The organism is Leptospirales bacterium (assembly GCA_019694655.1).
Lineage (GTDB): Bacteria > Spirochaetota > Leptospiria > Leptospirales > Leptonemataceae > SSF53.
This window is the reverse complement of record JAIBBN010000001.1, coordinates 461,804-479,711: the sequence shown is the minus strand read 5'-3', so window position 1 is coordinate 479,711 and position 17,908 is coordinate 461,804. Positions and strand designations below refer to the sequence as shown.

Here is a 17,908-nt window from a genome sequence, read left to right as displayed (position 1 = left end):
GTGAGCGCCTGGTATCTTCTTCCCTTCTCCCTGGCTTTTGCCGGCGCGCTGCTGATTCTCTTCTGGCCGCTACTGCGGCCGCTGAAAGCGGCTGCATTGCCAGGCAGCCTTGCCCGCGATGCAATTCAGGAACGCATGCTCCTGGAAAACCTGCGCGATTTGCGCATCGAACGCGAGCATGGCAAGCTCAGCGATCAGGAATACCAACAGCTGGCAGAGCCGGCGGCCCAGGCTCTGGGAGCGCTGCGGCAGAGTAGAATCAAGGCGCCGCCGGCAGCCATACAAGGGCGCGGTCTTCGTCGTCATCGACGCGGCTGGTTTTGCCCGCACTGCGCCATGAGCAATCGGAGCGAAGATCAACTTTGCCTGCGCTGTGGCCTGGCGCCAGAAGGCCCCGCATGAGCATCCAGCGCCGCATGCTTCCCGCCGCTCGGCGGCGCTCTCTTGCGTTCTTGCTGCTGAGCTTTGCAGCGCTGCAGATACTTCCAGCGCAGCCAATGTCCGGCGGTCCCGCTTCGCCGCCCGAGTCGCAAGCGCCCGGCGCCGCCAGCGTTACGCTGCGCGGCCAGATCCGCAACGGCACGCGCGGCGGCGGGGCTCGCGTCAAGAACCTGAGCGTCCTCGATCCAACGCGCGGGATGAGCGCTATTGCCGCGCAGCAAGATGCGGGACCAAACTTTGTTTTTGCGAACTTGCCGGCGCCACGCGGGCCCTACCTGTTGCGCGCCGAGTTTGAAGGCGAAGGTTACAGTCTATTCTTGCCGCCAACGCCGCAGAGCTACCAACAGCCGCAGCAACTTGTGGTCTATGAAAGCGGCGCGCCTGCCGAACAGGTTTTCGTCACTGCAGCGATGCGCGTGACCAAAACCAATCGCGGGCTGCGCGTCGACCTGATCCACGTCATTGCCAATCAATCGCAACCGCCGCGCAGCTACGACGCCCGCAATTTTCAAATCTACATTCCGGCGGAGGTCAGCGAATTGCAAGGCGGTCTGCAGTATTCCGGATCGCCGATGCCTCTGCCGCTGCGCCTGCAGGCCCCCGCCGAAGGCGGCCGCATCAAACTACAGCGCATGTTTCGACCGGGCGACTCGCAATTGATCGTCTCCTTTCTCATTGAAGCTGAGTCATTTGAGGACCAGCTGCCGCTGGATCCCGGGCGCCCGACCACGCCGCACGCTTTCCGCGTCGTTTTCTTTGAGCCAGCCGACGCGCGACCCGAAGTTTCTGGCGCGCTAAGCGTTCATTCGGAACAAGCCCCTGGCCTTGGCGAGGCGCTGCGCGTCGTATACCAGCAGGGAAAGTCCGTTCATTACGATTTCTCCCGCGGCACGGCCTTGTTCGAAGGCGGCGGCGAGGCAACCAACCCGATCTTCAGCGATTGGAAACGGGCCACCCTCGGCGTGCTTACTGCACTTTTGACCCTGCTGCTGCTGGTCGCTGTGACGGCTGCAATTGGCGCGCGCCGACGCCGGGATGCTTGAGATGTCGGTCATGCCGCCGCTTCTGGAACTACGAGGAATTGCCCACAGTTATGGTCCGCGCCTGGCGCTGGAGGCCTGCGATCTGACGCTGCACTCCGGCAAATGCCTGCTGCTGATGGGCCCAAACGGCGCCGGCAAAAGCACGCTTCTGGGGGTCATTCTTTCGCGCTTTGCAGCACAAAGCGGCGAAATCCACTTTCTGGGGAAAAGGCTGGATGGGCTGGCCGAGCGGCGGCGTCTCCACGCTGCCTGCGGCTTTGTTGGCTATCGCCCCGGACTGTACATGGATCTGAGCGCCGAGGAAAATCTGAGGCATTTCCTCTCGCTGCATTTTTCTCGCATGGACCGCACTCGACTGCAAGAGTCTAATGATCTGCTACAGCGTCTCGGCCTGTGGGCGAGGCGCAAGGATCGTGTGCGCTCTTATTCGCGAGGCATGCAACAGCGGCTGGCGCTGGCGCGCGCTCTATGCACTGGGCCGCGCCTGCTGCTTCTTGATGAACCGGCCGCAAATCTGGATCGCGAGGGGGCTGGCGCTCTGGAGGCCGAGCTGCAGCGCTACCTGCAGCAAGGCGGCGCAGTACTGGCGGCAACCCATGAAGAGATGCGCCTGGATGCGGATCGATTGCATTATATGTTCTTGAGGAATGGCCGCGTCATGGCCAGCATCGACGGAGTACGTTTTAACGAGGCCGCCCGCAAGAAGGTGCGAACGCTGCTCTTCGGCAATGCACTTTCGTCGGATCAGTAGAGACGATAGGGTGCGGTCAATTCTTCGAAGAGCGCTCCGTCGCCCGCCCAGCTGCGTCGAAAGCTGTCGAAATCCATGTCCGCAAGCGCCGCTTCACGAAATCCGGGGCCGCCCCAGATCATATCCATCCAGAAGCGTCCGTCCTCGGTCCGGCGCAATTTGAAATGTTCGGGATGAAGCCTATGAATGATGCGCATATATTCATAAGCAGTACGTAGTGGATCGAAATCGGCGCTGTCCGGCGTAATCTGCAGGCCGCGGCAAGTCTGACCGGCAAAGATGCTGCCCTGCGGTTCAAAGGCGGCTTCGCCAATTTGGACGCCCGGCAGTTGCAGGGCGCGCAACTCGCGCGCCACACGTTGCGAATCCAGCCAGGGCGCGCCGGAGTAGACAAAGGGCCGCGTAGTTCCGCGTCCCAGCGAAAACTCAAGTCCCTCGAAGAGCGCCATTCCGGGGTATACCAGGGCCGCCTCCAGAGAGGGGATATTGGGCGAGGGATTGATCCAGCTGCGGCGCAGCGACGCATCAGTATGGCTGCGCTGGTAGCCAGCAACCTCCACGACGCTCAACTGCAGCGAGGGCAATTTCATCGCCGCCAGATAGCGCGCGTATTCTCCAGGAGTGAGCGAATACAGGAAGGGCGTGGGCGCCTCTCCCACAAAACTGCGATAACCATCCTGGAGAAAGGCGCCGCTGGCGCGCCAGAATCCGTAGGGGTTGGGCCGATCGAGTACCATCATTTCCATGCCGAGTGCGGCCGCGGACTCCATCAGATAGCTGAGCGTGGTAACGTAGGTGTAGCAGCGTACCGGAAGCATGTCGAGATCTACCACAATCAAGTCGATGCCGTCCAGTTCCTGCGCAGACGGGCGTTTGACGCTGGAGTAAAGACTGCGAACCGGAATACCGTAGCGCGGATCGCTGTGCCGAGAGGCGAGACTGCGATCCAGATGACCGTAGAGCCCATGTTCCGGTTCAAAGAGCAGCGCCGGACGAACGCCCGCTTCGACCATCAACTCCAGTCCTGATTTCAAATTGCGATCGCGACCGCTGCTATTGGTCAGCAATGCAAAGCGTCTGTAGCGCAAGAGTGCAAAGTTGTCCTGGCTGATCGCATCCAGCCCGGTGTAGAGCGGCGCACGCGAACGATCGGGAAGCGCGGCGCCCTGTACCGGGTCCTCCGGCCAGCAGCAGCGCGGCAGGCGATAGAGTCGTTCGCCTTGCAGAGTTTCCAGCTTCAAAATCGACTCGGTTTGTGGGAAGTCCAGGCCGCGCCAGATTGCCTGCTGCTGGCAGCAGGCCAGGGGCGCGCCGCCCGTTGCCGCCAGCAGCAGGCTGACGTACAGTACAGGCTTGCGGCCGGCGAGGAGCATCCGGTTCGGAAGCTGCTTTTTCGGTGACAGTGCTGGCCGGCTCTTGAGCGCTTGCATGATTGCGAAATTTCCTGGCCGCTGCGGCAAAGGATACGCTCACACACCTGCTGAACAATGGCGCCGCAATCGAAAAACGCCTATCCTCTGGTTCTGTCCCTGGCCTTGCCGCCAGCCGCAGCGCGCACGGCGCGTTACGCAATTGAACGACTGGAATGCTATCGCAGCATCGACCGAATCGATGCAGCCGCGATCGCCGGTCCGCCAGCCTACCTTGCAGATGCCAGTATGGACCAGGTCGCCGAATCGCTGGCCTGGAATGTTCCGACCGTGGCGATTGCAACTCCAGAATTGGGCGCCCCCGAGTTGCAACTCTTGCGCAATATGGGTCTGGCCGCGTTGTGGAAGATCGACCAGGAACAGCAAGGAATGGTCTTTCCGGAACTGGCGCTGGCATGGCCGCAAAGCCAGGCAATCCTGGTGGAAGACGACCCCTCCTTGCGCCAGATGTTTCGGCAGATCTTGCGTTTCGCCGGATACGATGCACGTAGCGATTTTCGCAATGCTGCGGAAATCATACAGGCGCTGGAATCTGACCTGCAGCAAAATAGTACGCGCTCCGAGCTCGCCGTGCTCAATCTGGATTCCGAACGTTGCCTCGCGGCCGAATTCTTCGATCGTCTGCGTGCGCTCTACCAACGATACAGCCAGTTGCGCAGCCGATTGCGCTTGGTATTAATGAAAGATTTCTCGCGACCCGGATTGGATTTACGCATGATCCAGCGCCTCGTACAGCCGTATGCGCGCCGAATCTTTCACCCCGAAGAGGCGGCGTTGGCCTTGCTGGAAGGCTTCTTTTTTTATGAAGCTGCCGGCCCGCAGTCGCGCAGTCAGGCGCAGGGGAACCGTCAGCCGGCATCGCTGGATCAGCTGCTGTTTGGCTCAGGCATCGAACCATTGCGGGAATGGCCGGCAGCGGGCAATCTTAGCGGCGCCTTGCAGGCCGAGGGACGACGCGTGCTATTTCGCTGGCTGCCGGCGTTGCTGGCTGGCGATGCATCGCGATCAGCGGCGCTGGCCGACAGTCCGGGACGTCGATGAAAGAGGCGCAACTGATCGAATTGTTCCATGGCGCTGCCAGTGTCGCACTGGATGATTGTGCGCCGGTATTGCCTGCCGAATTGATCGCCACCGATGCGCTGGTTGAGGACGTTCACTTTCGACGCGACTGGTCCTCGCCGGAAGACATAGCCATCAAGCTGGTCCAGTGCAATGCCTCGGATATGAATGCCAGCGGCGCCGCTCCGGCCTGGTGCCTGTTGAATCTGGGCCTGCCCCCTGTACTCAGCGGCAGTTTTGCCGAGCGCTTCGCACAAGCGCTGCTTGCTGAACTTCAAACCATATCCTGTAAGTTGATTGGCGGCGATACGTTTCGCGCACCCAAACTCTTTCTTTCGCTGACCATGGCCGGTCGGGCAAAACGAATCGTGCTGCGCAGCGGCGCAAAGCCCGGCGACCGACTGTGGCTCAGCGCGCCGCTGGGCTGGTCGTTGGCCGGCTACCGAAATCTCTCTGGCGAGCTACAGCTGCCGCCGGAAATCGCAACTACCGCACGCCGCAAGCATCTTCAACCGCGCGCCGATTTGCGCCTTGGCCCGCGTCTGGCCGCGCTGGCAGCAACCCATGCGATGATGGATATCAGCGATGGTCTGCTCAGCGACGCGCCGCGCATGGCCGAGGCCAGCGGCGTGCAATTGCGGATCCAGCTGAATGCCTTGCCGCTGCCCGCGCCGCTTGCCGCCTTTGCCGGACCAGAGCTGGCTTTGCTCAGCGGCGAAGAACTGGCGCTGCTGGCCGCCGGCGGCGACGAGCTGCGAAGCGAAGGACTCATTGAAATTGGAACTGTCAGCGCAAGGCAGGCAGGGGACCAGGCCCTTGCGTTGTTCGATTCGGAAGGATGCGAGGCGCCCCTGCCGGAGGCATCCTTCCAGCATTTCTAGGGCCTCGAGTTCGACCAGGGGCCGCAACGCATTCTGCAGAATTGACGCGGCCCACAAGCCTGGCGACAATGGCCCATGCGACCGCGGCAGATCGGGCGACGCCTTCTTGCGGCATATTTTCTGCTGCTCGGCGGAGGCATTGCCGCTTGCCGGGACGGCGGCAATCCATCGCTGGATCTCGCTGCCATTGCCGCCGCCTATCGCGTGCTGATCATTGGCGATTCATTGACCGACTTCTCCGAAGGTTTCAATCTGCAGGAGAAGCTGGGCGCCGGTTGGGTCGTGGCCCACCGCGGCGTAATCAATCGCGATTTTCTGACCTGGACCGGACGACTGGATGAGGCCTTCGATGAAATGCGCTCCGGACCGCCGGATCTGATTGTGGTCGAGCTGGGGACCAATGATTCGTTCTTATATGGACCCGAACTCTTTCTAGCGCACTACCAGAACTTTCATGCAGACCTGCGCTTGCGCAGCCAGGCGACGGTCTATTACTGTCTGATGCCCTTGACCTTGATTGAATCGCTGGGCCCCTCGATTGCTCGCAACAATGCCGCTTTGCGCGCAACGCCTCTGCCGGAGCGGGTCAGGCTGATCGATCTGGAGGCGGCCTTTGCTTCCGCCGCGCCTGCGCCGCCGCTCTACCTTGGCGACGACCCCCTGCACCCTACAAGCAATGGCTACCGCTTGATCGCCGCAGAAATGGCGCGCAATTTGCAGACCGGTCCATGACGCCGAAAAGTCATTGCCGCTTGAGCCGGAGCTGGGAAGGTCTCCTTCGTGGCTGCGCCGGCGGATATCCATAAACAACTGGCAGTTTTTTCGAACTACCTGAAACGCAAGGGCCTGAAGATCACCAGCCAGCGCTTGCTGGTAGCGGAAAAAATCTTCGGGATACATGAGCACTTCACTGTAGATAGTCTGGCGGAGACCCTGAAGGAAAGGCGCGGCGAGATCTCACGCGCGACAATCTATCGCATTGTCTCGGTCATGGTGGAAGCCGGGCTCTTGACCGAACACAATTTTGGCCAGAATGCACGCTACTATGAGCATATCCCCGGACATGAACACCACGATCACATCCTCTGTCTGGACTGCGGCCGAATCGACGAGTTTGTAAGCCAAAAGATTGAGGATTTGCAGACCCAGATTGCCAGTGAACACGGCTACGATCTAGCCGAGCATTCGCTGAATCTCTACGGCCGCTGTCGGGATTGGAAAGAAAAGGGCGCCTGCGCGCGCCGCCAGCAGCACGAAGAAGAGGATTAGGACGCGTCTCTGGCGCCCCTGGCGTCGCAGCCGCGAATGAATCGATGGCGACCCGGAAGTCACAGATTGCCAGGCGCATGCGCGAGCTGGAAGACGAAATCCGCCATCACCAGCATCTCTACTACGTAAAGAATCAGGCGCAGATTTCTGATCGCGATTTTGATCAACTGCTGGAAGAACTGCAAGTCCTGGAGCGCGAAAACCCGGCCGAGGTCAGCAAAGATTCTCCGACGCGGCTGGTGGGCTCCGATCTGGACAGCGATTTTCCTAAGTTCCAACATAGTATTCCGGTGCTTTCGCTGGCTAATACCTACTCCACGGGCGAGGCCCTGGAGTGGGCGCAGCGCATGTCGGAGGAGGGCGCCAAACAATTCAGCGTGCAATGGAAAATAGACGGCGCGACCCTGGTTCTCTACTATGAGAAAGGCGCGTTGATTCGGGCCGTCACGCGCGGCCAGGGACAGATTGGCGATGAGGTCACCGCCAACGCTCTGACCATTCGTAACATTCCGCATCGATTGCATGCCAAAGTTGATCTCATCGCCCGCGGCGAGGTATACATGACCTATGCCGACTTTGAGACCTTCAACGAGGCCTACGGCAGCGTCTATGCCAATCCGCGCAATCTGGCCGCCGGTTCTTTGAAGCACAAGAAATCGCGCGAGGTTGCCCGCCGACCGCTGCGCTGGCTGGCCTTTGAGGGCATACTTGCGAAGGATACCTCGCAACTGGATAGCGAGCGACTGCAGCGCATGGCGGAGCTGGGACTGCCGATTTCGGCGGACAATCGCAGCGCAGGCCCCGCCGAGCTGGCGACGGTCATCGCCGAATTCGAAGCGAAACGCGATCAAGCGCCCATGCCGGTGGACGGCCTGGTGCTCAAGGTTGAGTCAATTGCCTTGCGCGATGCGCTTGGCGCCACCAGCGCATCGCCGCGCTGGGCGACGGCCCTGAAGTTCGAGCCGGAAATTGCCGAGACGACGGTGCTGGATATCCAGGCTGCTGTCGGCCGTACCGGTAGGGTTACGCCGCGCGCCGAGCTTTCGCCGGTCAAACTTGCCGGGACCACGGTCAGTTTTGCAACCCTGCATAACGCTGATTACATTGAACGTCTGGGCGTTCGCATCGGTTCGCGCGTTCGCGTATCCAAGCGCGGCGAAATCATTCCCGCAGTGGAAGAAGTCGTCGACCCAGGCAAAGGGCCGGCCTACAGGTTTCCGAAAAAGTGTCCGGCCTGCCGCTCGCGGCTGCAACGCGACGAGGATGCAGTCGACTGGATCTGTCCAAATCCGCTCTGCGCTGGCAAGACGCTCAATCGCATCGTATTCTTTGCCAGTCGCAAGATGATGGATATCGCCGGTCTTGGCGAAAGGGTTGCCGCTGTCCTTTTCGAGGGCGGCTATCTGCAATCGCTGGCCGATATCTACCGTCTGCAGGCGCGGCGTGAAGAATTGGAAGAAATCGAAGGCTTTGGCAAGAAATCCGTTCAATTGTTGCTGGATGGCATCGCGCAGTCGAAGCAGCAGCCCTTCCGTCGTTTGTTGCCGGCGCTGGGTCTGCGCGAGGTGGGCCCGAGCGTCGCCGAACTGCTGATTGCCAATGGATATAACAGTATGGACCGGATCGTCCAATTGGCTGCCGCTGAGGATGCCCTGGCGCGCCTCGATCTCATTCACGGCATTGGGCCGCGAACCAGCGAGGCCATCATCGAGCAATTCCGCAGTCCGGACTTGCTGGCGCTCATCGAGGAATTGCGTCGCGCCGGCTTGCAGCTGGAGGCCGCGGCAACCCAAAAGGGACCTGCGTTGCCGGCAATTTTCGACGGCCAGAGTTGGTGCGTTACTGGCAGCTTCGAGCGCTTCAAGCCTCGCGATCTGGCCATGGACGAAGTTCGGGCGCGAGGCGGAGCGGTGGTCAGTTCGGTCAGCTCCCGCACCACGCACCTGCTGGCCGGCGCCAATGCCGGCTCAAAGCTGAACAAGGCCCAGGAACTCGGAGTACAGGTAGTTAGCGAGGCCGAATTCCTGAAATGGATCGGCGCCAGCTGATCTGGCCGACACGCTGGCTGATGCTGTGCGCCGAGCTGCCCTGCCACCCTTTGCTGGTCCACCTGCCGCTGGGGCTGGCCTTCTTGATTCCTGTGGCAGCGCTGGCGGCGGCCTTTTTGCAAATTGTCGGTCATCGACTTTTGACGCTGTGGAATCTGTTGCTTTTGCTGCATTTGCTGCTGGTTGCCAGCCTTGTTCTCACAAAGTGGAGCGGCGAACAAGCCGCGCCGGCGGTTGAGCCTCTGGTAGCACAGGAAGCGTTAGAGCGGCACGCCTTCGATGGCGGTTTGCTTCTGGCTGCGGCCAGCGTCGCGCTCCTTGTGTGGCTTGTCGCCTGGCGCAAGGGCTTTGCGCGCGGGGCCGTTTCCGCTCTGCTGCTGGCCGCTTCGACATTTCCCGGACTGGCGCTGGCATTGCGAACTGGCAGCAGCGGCGGAGCGCTGGTCTACGTCCATGGCAGTTATCGCGCCTGGATCCAGTCCAATCCAATGCAGCAACCCGATTCCGACGGCGCAGGTGCAGCGAAGTCGCCCCAATCGTTGCCATCGTCGCCCTGAGTTCCTTTTTTTTCAGGACTTCTGTAAAACTGTTGATCCGTCTTTGTAAAGATGTATCGTCATATTACTGAAACGGCCGGATAAGCGGTCGCTTGGTTTGCAATTGGCGATGCAAAAACTAGAAGAAGAAAAGACCCGCGAACGCCTGCAGCTGATCGCCCAGAGCAGCATGGAGGGCTGGCGTTGCTTTCTGGAAAGCGGCCGAAATTCGTCGCTCTACCGCCAGAGCCTTGCGGCAGTGGGTAAGGAGCGCGCCGCGCGCATTGCCCTGCTGGAACTGTATCTGGAGACTCTGACTCTTGAGGAGCGTCGCCGGCTGGAATCCAACGGCGAGAATTTCTGGAACGCAGCTTACTGTTTTGTCCGCGAGATGGTGACGCCCCGGCTGAAGAATGGAGCGAATCGTAACTTTGCACGCAGCATTTTTGGCGCTGCGATGCGGCGCTTGCTGGCCGAGGAGGGTCAGCTCGAGCAACGCCGCGAAGCCGCTCTTTTCCTGCGAGCCATGATTGATCTATGCAGCGATGCCAACGCCATCGTCGCAGCATGGCAGGATTGCCGGCAATATCAGCAAAGCAACACAGCCATCGAGCGCTGATCTTTGGCCTATCGAGAATCCTTCAGCGATGCAGGCTGAGAGCATTGTAGTCCCTCCGAAATCCGCCGGCGATAAGGGCTTCCGCCCATTTACTCTTTAGCGCCGGGGCGCCGTTGATCTCGAGAATGCGCAGACGACCAGGCGATCGCGCTCTCCGCTTCAGCATTCGATGCAGAGCGCTGGCCAGCTCGGCAACATCAGCCGGGTCGCAGTCCGTTGACAGCCAGAGCCTTCGGCCGCCCCCCACAAGCAGCGCGCAACATCGCCCCCGGCAAAAGAAGCGCCAGGCATCGCCGCGAATTGCCGCAGCTTGATCCCTGAACTCGTCGTCCAGCAGCCGCAGCGGCGAAGCTGGATCGGCAACGTGTAACAGAAAGGACGCAGGCTGGCGATAACTCTGGCTCTCAAGCAGGCGTAAAGCCTCGTGACTGGCAAACTGCATGCCCGTCGGTCCTCGAATGAAGTCGCCGGCCACAACCTCCCCGGCCAGCTCCAGCCTGCGCAGCGAACGTGAAATATGCCGCCATTGCACAGCGGCCGTTTCGCGCTCGCAGAGTTCGCGAAATACGATGCCGTAACGCAAGAGCAGCTGCCGGGCTCGCGCCTCGGCAATTTCCTCAGCCCGCCAGGGATCGCTCTCCTCTACTATCCGGGGAAGACGTCGCCAGGTCTGCGCCAGACTTTGCGAGGCGCTCCAGCGTGAAGCAAAGCGCAAGGGGGCCGACGACCGCACAGACGCTCCGCCTTCAATCGAAGCATCGCGCCTTTCGCTACTGAATTTGAACTTCCTTGAAATCGCGCGACGCACCGCATGGAAGCCCTCAACGACGACCTGACCTTCCCAGCAAAGGCGCCATAGCGCTTGTTCGACCGTCGCCATCGAAAGTGAACTGCGCAGGGCAATGCTCTTCAGATCAAAACGCGCGCCTTCCTCGCCCAACGCGAGCAGCAACGCTTGCTCCACGCCATCCGCCGACGGCGTCGCCTCCGCTCCCTCTGCTGAATCTCTGCCCTGGGCTGTGTCAAACAGCTCGCGATCGGCCGCAAAACTGAAGGCCAGGCGGCGTTGCGCAACGCCAAACCAGTGCGGATCGCCGTTGGCCAGCAGAGCATCAAGTTCGGGCGCGTCATAGTGTTCGAGCCGCGTTGGAAAAATCCAATCCTCCCAGAGCGCCGCGTCCGCCGGATAGCCGAAGAGACGTTCCAGAATCTGTCGCAAGTCCGCTCCGCGTTGCAAATCCAGCACAAAGTACGACCACTCAGCGCTTTTCAAATGAGGAATGCGGGCGCGCGCCTGTCGTCGTCCAAGATACAAAAGGCGCTCAAAGTTTTGTCGATCACAGAAAAACTCGGCGCTATCCTGGCCTTCCAGCGCCGCGCTAAAGCGCAACACAAGGCCGCGTTGCTGCAGCTTGAGGAGCGCCCGTCGCAGCGCGCCAGTGTCCAGGTGCAGTTCGCGCGCCAGTCGCGCTACGCTTCGCGGCCCGCGGTGACGCATCCATTCTTCAAGCCAGGCGACGAACTCGCCAGACGCCTCGCCGCCTGCCTGCTGGGTTGCGGACGAATCGCCGATCAGCGATTGCAGCCGGGCATAGCACTGCTGATGCACCAGAAGGTCGTCGACGCGCGCCACGGGCGACCCCTGATCATCGATTGCCAGGAGCTCTTCTGTTCCATGATCGCGCTCAATGGCAGCAGCCAGCTTTCGCCACTCGACAGCACTGACGGCCACAAGGTCGCGTATGAACTCAAAAAGCTCAAGGCCTGGCTGCGGTGCATCGCCGACCCGCAAACGCATCAGGCGCTCTTCCAGTTCGGTAACAAGCTGCTCAGAAACAGGGGGCGCGCCCCCGGCAACTTGATCGATCCAGGCGCGCTGCAGCGAGGCCGATTGGTCGCGCTCCGGCCGATCATCCTGATACATGAAGTAGTTGGTCTCACGCCACGCCAGATTGCGGGCAAAGGGGCTGGGCGCGCCCGAGTGGAAGGCATGGACTGCAATGGCGCCGGTCTTCAGCTCGCCCAGCAGGCGCTCCAACGAAGGCAGATCAAAATCATCCTGCAGCGAACTTCGCCAGGCCTCAATCATCGCCGGAAAGTCGCCGGACGCGCGCACAGCGTTTTGCAGGCGGCTGGCGCGCATGCGCGTGAACCACAGCGGCGAGCGCTGACCAAAGCCGCGCGGCGGCAACAGCAGCGAGCGCCCCGCCGCCTCGCGAAATCGCGCGCCAAAAAGGGAGCTATTTTCCAGCGCCATTTGCAGCAGCTCCAGGCTTCGTTGCGGCTGGACCAGATCGAGGAATTGCGCAGCGCTAATCTCCAGCGGCAGGATCAGCGTTACAGCGCGATCATCGTGCATCGTCTGAATCGTATGGCCAAAGCGCTCTCGCCACGCGGCGCGCAGCAAAAGGGCAAAGGGCCGATTGACCTTTCCGCCCCAAAAGGTATGCACAAAAACCTGCCGCGCCTCTCCCTCCCCGCCGCTTTGAACCGATTCGAACAGTACACAGTGCCGATGCGGTATAGCGCCTCCCGATGCCAGGCGCTGCTGGAGCAACAATGCGCAGAGACGGCTTGCAGCCTCCGGCGCCATGGCATACTCCTGCTCCAATGACTGACAGAAGTCGGGACTGTCGATTTCGGCCGCTGCGCGACTGAGAAACCGCAAGCTATGTTCGGCCGTAGCAAAGGAACGATCCTGGTCTTCCGCTTTCCAGAAGGGGATGATATTGGAACGCGCGGCGCTTTCCGACACCATGACGTCATTGTGCGTGATTGCCTCAATGCGCCAGTTTCGCCGACCAAATGCGATCACTTCCCCTATGCTGCGTTCCCATACAAACTCCTCATCGAGATCGCCCAGCTTCTGACCTTCCGAAGTGCGCAATGCAAAGTAGCCGCGGTCGGGAATCATGCCGCCGGCCATATAAAGCACTCGTTCGGCGCCCTCGCGCGCCATGAAAACGCGCCGCTCCTGATCGTTGGCGATCCGCGGTCGCAACTCGCGGATGCGCGTTGATTCATAGCGTCCAGCCAGCATCTCCAGGCAGAGCTCGAATTGCCGCAGGTTCAAAGAGTGATATGCGTCGCTACGCCGCAGCGTGCGATAGGTCTCTTCCATAGGTTGTTCGCCGCTGCAGGCAAAGGACACAAGAATCTGCGCAAGGGCGTCCAGCGGCGACTGCATGACGCCGATGGGTTCAATCTCGCCCTGTAACGCGGCGCGCACAGCAACGGCTGCGTCGAGATAATCCAGGTCGTGAGCGGGGAAAATGAGGCCGCGCGACGTCTGCTCCATACTGCGTCCGCTGCGGCCAACTCGCTGCAACAGCGAAGCAATGGTCGGCGGACATTGTAGCAGCAAAACCTCATCGACGGCGCCAATATCTATGCCCAGCTCCAGCGAGCTGGTGGCGACAATTGCCGGCAATTGGCCAGATTTAAGCCGCTCTTCGGCAGCATGTCGCAGTTCTCGCGATAGAGAGCCGTGATGACATAGCGCCAGGTTCTCCCCTGCGACCTCGTTGATACTGCGCGTGATCCGTTCGGCCAGACGCCGACTGTTGACAAAAATTAGCGTGCTTCGATTTTTTCTGATTCTTGCGACAAATTCAGGCGCCAGCCGATCCCAGACAGCTTCTGGCGCCGTATCGGCTTCTGGATCTTGCGCCTCCGGTGCGGCATGCACCCGCAGCTCGAGCGGTCGCTGTCCAGCAGCCTGCAGGATTGTCACAGGTCGCGGCGTGAACTTTCCTGCGCTTTCAACGTATCCGCCGGCGAAACGGGCCGCCGACTCCAGCGGCCGCGTCGTGGCCGACAATGCAATGCGTTGAAAATCGCCGGCAAGGTCAAAGAGTCGCTCCTGACAGACGGAGACCAGCGAACCACGACGGTCGCCAATCAGAGCGTGGATCTCGTCGATGATCACGCAGCAGAGGCCGCCGAACAAGTTTCGCGAGCGACGCGCCGTCAGCATGATGAACAACGACTCCGGCGTTGTGATCAGAATCTCTGGCGGCTTGCGCAATTGCCGCTGCCGTTCAGCTGCCGGCGTATCGCCGTTGCGCACAGCTACGCGCACGGGAACTGCAGACGAAAGCTCCGCCTGCTGCATGGCGTAGAGTTCGCGCAGCGGTTCCGTAAGATTGCGCTCGATATCGGCGCCCAGAGCGCGCAGCGGACTGAGGTAAAGGACGCGCAGCTCGCCCCCTCCCCACCGACCAGAAAAAAGAGAGTCCAGGGCCCACAGAAAGGCGCTGAGCGTCTTGCCGCTGCCCGTCGGCGCGCTGAGTAGCACATGCTCGCCGCTGGCGATAGCTGGCCAGGCCAGCCGTTGCGCCTCCGTTGGCCCGCCAAAGCGCGCTTCGAACCATTGGCGCACCAGCGGCGAAAAGGGAATCAGAGCCTTATCCACAGAAGCACTAAACAAACGATTGGTTTTCTGTCAAGATCCTGGCGCTTGCGTGGTACGTACCACAGCAGGGATCTTTCCATGAATTCTGGCGCCCTGATCGATCGATTGCCAGAAATGTCTTGACCTCGCAACAGCCTTGCGCTTCTTGTCCAAAGATCTGGCAGTCTGATAGACCGATTGCCAGAAATGCAAATATTTTGATAGGTAAGGGAGGAGGACCATCATGGCCATCAAACCGCTGGCTGACAGGGTTCTGATCAAACCGCTCGACGCGTCCGAAGAAAAAGTCGGCTCGATCTTCATTCCGGATACGGCCAAAGAAAAGCCGCAAGAGGGTAAGGTCGAGGCTGTAGGACCGGGACGAATCGAAGACGGAAAGCACATCGCAATGGATGTGAAACCCGGCGATCGTGTACTCTACGGCAAATACTCGGGAACCGAGATCAAGCACAACGGACAGGACTTCCTGATCGTTCGTGAGAGCGATATTCTGGCGATCCTTAGCTGATCGTCCGCTGCTAAGCAAATTTCAGCAACAAGCAATACAGGAGAACAGCAATGGCGAAACAATTGCAGTTTCATGAAGATGCCCGCCGCAAGCTGCAGGCTGGCGTAAACAAACTGGCTAACGCAGTCAAAGCAACGCTTGGACCGCGCGGTCGCAATGTCATCATCGACAAAAAATTTGGCGCTCCGACTGTAACCAAGGACGGCGTCACCGTAGCCAAGGAAGTCGAACTGGAAGACCATTTCGAAAACCTGGGCGCGCAGCTGGCCAAAGAAGTAGCTACCAAAACCAACGACGTGGCTGGCGACGGCACGACGACGGCTACCGTTCTGGCTCAGTCGATTGTAAACGAAGGCCTGAAAAACGTGGCCGCTGGCGCCAATCCAATGTACCTCAAGCGGGGCATGGACAAAGCCGTCGACGTCGTCATTGGCGAAATCAAGAAGATGTCCAAAGATGTCGGCTCGAACAAGCAGGACATCGCTTCGGTTGCATCGATCTCGGCCAACAATGACGCCGAGATTGGCAAACTGATCGCTGATGCTATGGAAAAGGTGGGCCAGGACGGCGTCATCACCGTGGAAGAAGCAAAGGGCATCGACACCACGCTGGAAGTCGTGGAGGGCATGCAATTTGACCGCGGCTATCAGTCGCCCTACTTCGTGACCGATCCGGAAGGAATGGTCGCCACTCTTGAGGATCCCTACATCCTGATCCACGAGAAGAAAGTTTCCAACATGCGCGAGTTTCTGCCGCTGCTGGAAAAAGTAGCGCAGGGCGGCCGTCCGCTGATCATCATCAGCGAAGAAGTCGAAGGCGAAGCGCTGGCCACGCTGGTGGTCAACAATCTGCGCAAGACCCTCAAAGTTTGCGCTGTGAAAGCGCCAGGCTTTGGCGATCGTCGCAAAGCGATGCTGGAAGACATTGCCATTCTGACCGGCGGTCAGGTAATCAGCGAAGACCTTGGTCTGAAGCTGGAAAATACCGATGTATCGCAACTCGGCAAAGCCAAGAAAGTGACTGTGGACAAGGAAAACACCACGATCATCGAAGGCGCTGGCAAGCAGGCTGATATCAAGGGCCGTATCGCGCAGATCAAAAAGCAAATCGACGATACGACCAGCGATTATGATCGCGAAAAGCTGCAGGAGCGCCTGGCCAAATTGTCCGGCGGCGTGGCGGTCATCCATGTGGGCGCCGCTACCGAAGTCGAAATGAAAGAGAAGAAGGCGCGCGTTGAAGATGCGCTGTCTGCTACTCGTTCGGCAGTGGAAGAAGGCACGGTGCCGGGCGGCGGACTTGCATTGCTGCGCGGACGCGAGGCGCTGAAAGACATCAAGCTGGATGGCGACGAGAAAACCGGCGCCGAGATCATCTACCGCGCTCTGGAAGAGCCGCTGCGCATGATTGCACAGAACGCCGGCCTCGAAGGCAGCGTTGTAGTCCAGCGCGCAATGCAGGAAAAAGGCGCTATGGGCTTCAATGCAGCAAGTCTGCAGTGGGAAGACCTCACCAAAGCGGGCATTCTGGACCCGGCCAAGGTCGTTCGCAGCGCGCTGCAAAACGCCGCTTCCATTGGCAGCATGGTACTGACCACCGAGGTCAGCATTACCGATCTGCCGGAGAAGAAAGAGGCTGCAGCCCCGGGCGGCGGCATGGGCGGAATGGGCGGCATGGGTGGCATGGGCGATTTCTGATCGACCACTCCAGTACGCAGGAGAAGGGCGACCTCAGGGCCGCCCTTTTTTTTTGCTATGGAACTCTCCGACGATCCCAGACTGATTCAATGGCAACAGCAGCTGCAAGCGCAGCTGGAAGCGTGCAGCCAATCGCTGGGAGCGATGCCGCTGCAAGCTGCGCGACTGTGCAGCTTTGATGGCGAGGGCGGCAGCATCCTCTCCGATCCATCCGCGATGTCGTTGCGCCGCGTTTTGCTCAGCGGCCGATTATTGCACAGCCTTGGCGAAGACGAGCGACCGGTGAGCGGCGACTGGCTGGCGGTGCAGGAGGCCGATGAGGATCTTTGCATTGCACATGCCATTCTACCGCGACGCAATCTGTTGCGTCGCAAGCAGCCCGGTCGCGGCGCGCGCCCGCAAGCCCTGGCGGCCAACATCGACCGGGCGCTCTGTCTCTGCGGCCTGGATGGCGACTTCAACTTGCGACGCCTGGAGCGATACCTTGTTCAGTGTCGCGAGGATGGTATCGCCGCCGTTGTCGTTCTGAACAAGGCCGATCAGCACGAAGCGCAGACGATCTCCAATTTCCAGGATCAGGTAAACGCCATCAGCGCAAACGCGCCTGTCCTCGCTATCAGTGCGCTCCTGGCGCACAATCTCGTAGCCCTGAAGACCTACTTGCAGCCAGGCGAAACGGTTGCGCTGCTGGGTTCCTCCGGCGCCGGAAAGTCGACATTGCTCAACCAGCTGCTGGGCGAAGAGCAGCAGCGTACCGCCCCGGTGCGTGCTGGCGATCAGCGCGGCCGACACACCACCACGCGCCGTCAGCTCTTCCGGTTGCCCTGGGGCGCCTATCTGATGGATACGCCGGGGATGCGCGAATTCGGTCTGCTGGCAGGCGATGATTCGCTGGCGGCGCAGTTCCCTGAAATTCAGACCCTGGCTGCCAACTGCCGCTTCGAGAATTGCAGCCATGAACAGGAGCCAGGCTGCGCCGTACGCCAGGCGCTGCTTGACGGCGTTCTGGCCACAGAACGCTGGCACAGCTACCAGAAGCTACTGGCCGAAGAACGCTACCACGCGCGACAGCAAGACCGCACGCTACAAATGGAGGAAAAACGAAAGTGGAAACAGATCCACAAGTCGCTGCGCCAGAGCTACAAACAGCAATCATAGACCGGCCCTGGACGCCTGCTGACCCTGCCCGGTTCTTGGTCGACGCCGCTCTGC

At 60.3% G+C, this 17,908-nt stretch carries 15 protein-coding genes; 13 read left to right on the top strand and 2 right to left on the bottom strand.

Annotated elements, in window-relative coordinates; all coding sequences use genetic code 11:
• From K1X75_02260 to K1X75_02250, 3 genes are read left to right on the top strand one after another with little or no spacing between them, the layout of a single operon-like run.
• Complete coding sequence (locus tag K1X75_02260; protein MBX7056862.1) at positions 1-402, top strand: hypothetical protein; 402 nt, start codon at positions 1-3, stop codon at positions 400-402.
• Positions 399-1,484 (top strand): hypothetical protein, encoded by a 1,086-nt coding sequence (locus K1X75_02255; GenBank protein MBX7056861.1) that lies wholly within the window; start codon positions 399-401, stop codon positions 1,482-1,484. Before K1X75_02260 ends, K1X75_02255 begins: the two co-directional genes overlap by 4 nt.
• Positions 1,477-2,235: an ABC transporter ATP-binding protein gene (locus K1X75_02250; GenBank protein MBX7056860.1), complete on the top strand. Its 759-nt coding sequence runs from the start codon at positions 1,477-1,479 to the stop codon at positions 2,233-2,235. The genes K1X75_02255 and K1X75_02250 overlap by 8 nt, the downstream gene beginning before the upstream one ends.
• Here the strand turns inward: K1X75_02250 and K1X75_02245 are convergent.
• A complete protein-coding gene (locus K1X75_02245) occupies positions 2,229-3,608 on the bottom strand; it encodes a DUF1343 domain-containing protein (protein MBX7056859.1) in 1,380 nt (459 codons plus the stop codon). The genes K1X75_02250 and K1X75_02245 overlap by 7 nt on opposite strands.
• A gap of 114 nt (positions 3,609-3,722) precedes the next feature.
• Between K1X75_02245 and K1X75_02240 the strand changes: the two genes are divergently transcribed.
• From K1X75_02240 to K1X75_02210, 7 genes are all read left to right on the top strand, one after another.
• On the top strand, positions 3,723-4,706 hold the full coding sequence (locus tag K1X75_02240) for a hypothetical protein (protein ID MBX7056858.1): 984 nt from the start codon (positions 3,723-3,725) through the stop codon (positions 4,704-4,706).
• Positions 4,703-5,605: a thiamine-phosphate kinase gene (gene thiL / locus K1X75_02235; GenBank protein ID MBX7056857.1), complete on the top strand. Its 903-nt coding sequence runs from the start codon at positions 4,703-4,705 to the stop codon at positions 5,603-5,605. Before K1X75_02240 ends, thiL begins: the two co-directional genes overlap by 4 nt.
• 75 nt (positions 5,606-5,680) lie before the next feature.
• Positions 5,681-6,337, top strand: coding sequence for an SGNH/GDSL hydrolase family protein (locus K1X75_02230; GenBank protein MBX7056856.1), 657 nt, complete (start codon positions 5,681-5,683; stop codon positions 6,335-6,337).
• Between the two features lie 48 nt (positions 6,338-6,385).
• A complete protein-coding gene (locus tag K1X75_02225; protein ID MBX7056855.1) occupies positions 6,386-6,874 on the top strand; it encodes a transcriptional repressor in 489 nt (162 codons plus the stop codon).
• Between the two features lie 44 nt (positions 6,875-6,918).
• A complete protein-coding gene (gene ligA / locus K1X75_02220; protein ID MBX7056854.1) occupies positions 6,919-8,922 on the top strand; it encodes an NAD-dependent DNA ligase LigA in 2,004 nt (667 codons plus the stop codon).
• Positions 8,904-9,479, top strand: coding sequence for a hypothetical protein (locus K1X75_02215; protein ID MBX7056853.1), 576 nt, complete (start codon positions 8,904-8,906; stop codon positions 9,477-9,479). The genes ligA and K1X75_02215 overlap by 19 nt, the downstream gene beginning before the upstream one ends.
• 109 nt (positions 9,480-9,588) lie before the next feature.
• Entirely contained in the window at positions 9,589-10,077 is a 489-nt protein-coding gene (locus K1X75_02210; protein ID MBX7056852.1) for a hypothetical protein, read from the top strand.
• Positions 10,078-10,099: 22 nt separating this feature from the next.
• Here the strand turns inward: K1X75_02210 and K1X75_02205 are convergent, their stop codons facing one another.
• A complete protein-coding gene (locus K1X75_02205; protein ID MBX7056851.1) occupies positions 10,100-14,491 on the bottom strand; it encodes a DEAD/DEAH box helicase in 4,392 nt (1,463 codons plus the stop codon).
• A 220-nt stretch (positions 14,492-14,711) separates the two neighbouring features.
• Here K1X75_02205 and K1X75_02200 point away from each other — a divergent pair, with 220 nt between their 5' ends.
• From K1X75_02200 to rsgA, 3 genes are read left to right on the top strand one after another with little or no spacing between them, the layout of a single operon-like run.
• Positions 14,712-14,999: a co-chaperone GroES gene (locus K1X75_02200; protein MBX7056850.1), complete on the top strand. Its 288-nt coding sequence runs from the start codon at positions 14,712-14,714 to the stop codon at positions 14,997-14,999.
• A 50-nt stretch (positions 15,000-15,049) separates the two neighbouring features.
• The gene (gene groL / locus K1X75_02195; GenBank protein MBX7056849.1) at positions 15,050-16,696 is read left to right on the top strand and encodes a chaperonin GroEL; all 1,647 of its coding nucleotides are present in this window, start codon (positions 15,050-15,052) and stop codon (positions 16,694-16,696) included.
• Positions 16,697-16,753: 57 nt separating this feature from the next.
• Positions 16,754-17,854 (top strand): ribosome small subunit-dependent GTPase A, encoded by a 1,101-nt coding sequence (gene rsgA / locus K1X75_02190; protein ID MBX7056848.1) that lies wholly within the window; start codon positions 16,754-16,756, stop codon positions 17,852-17,854.
• Positions 17,855-17,908: the final 54 nt, after the last annotated feature.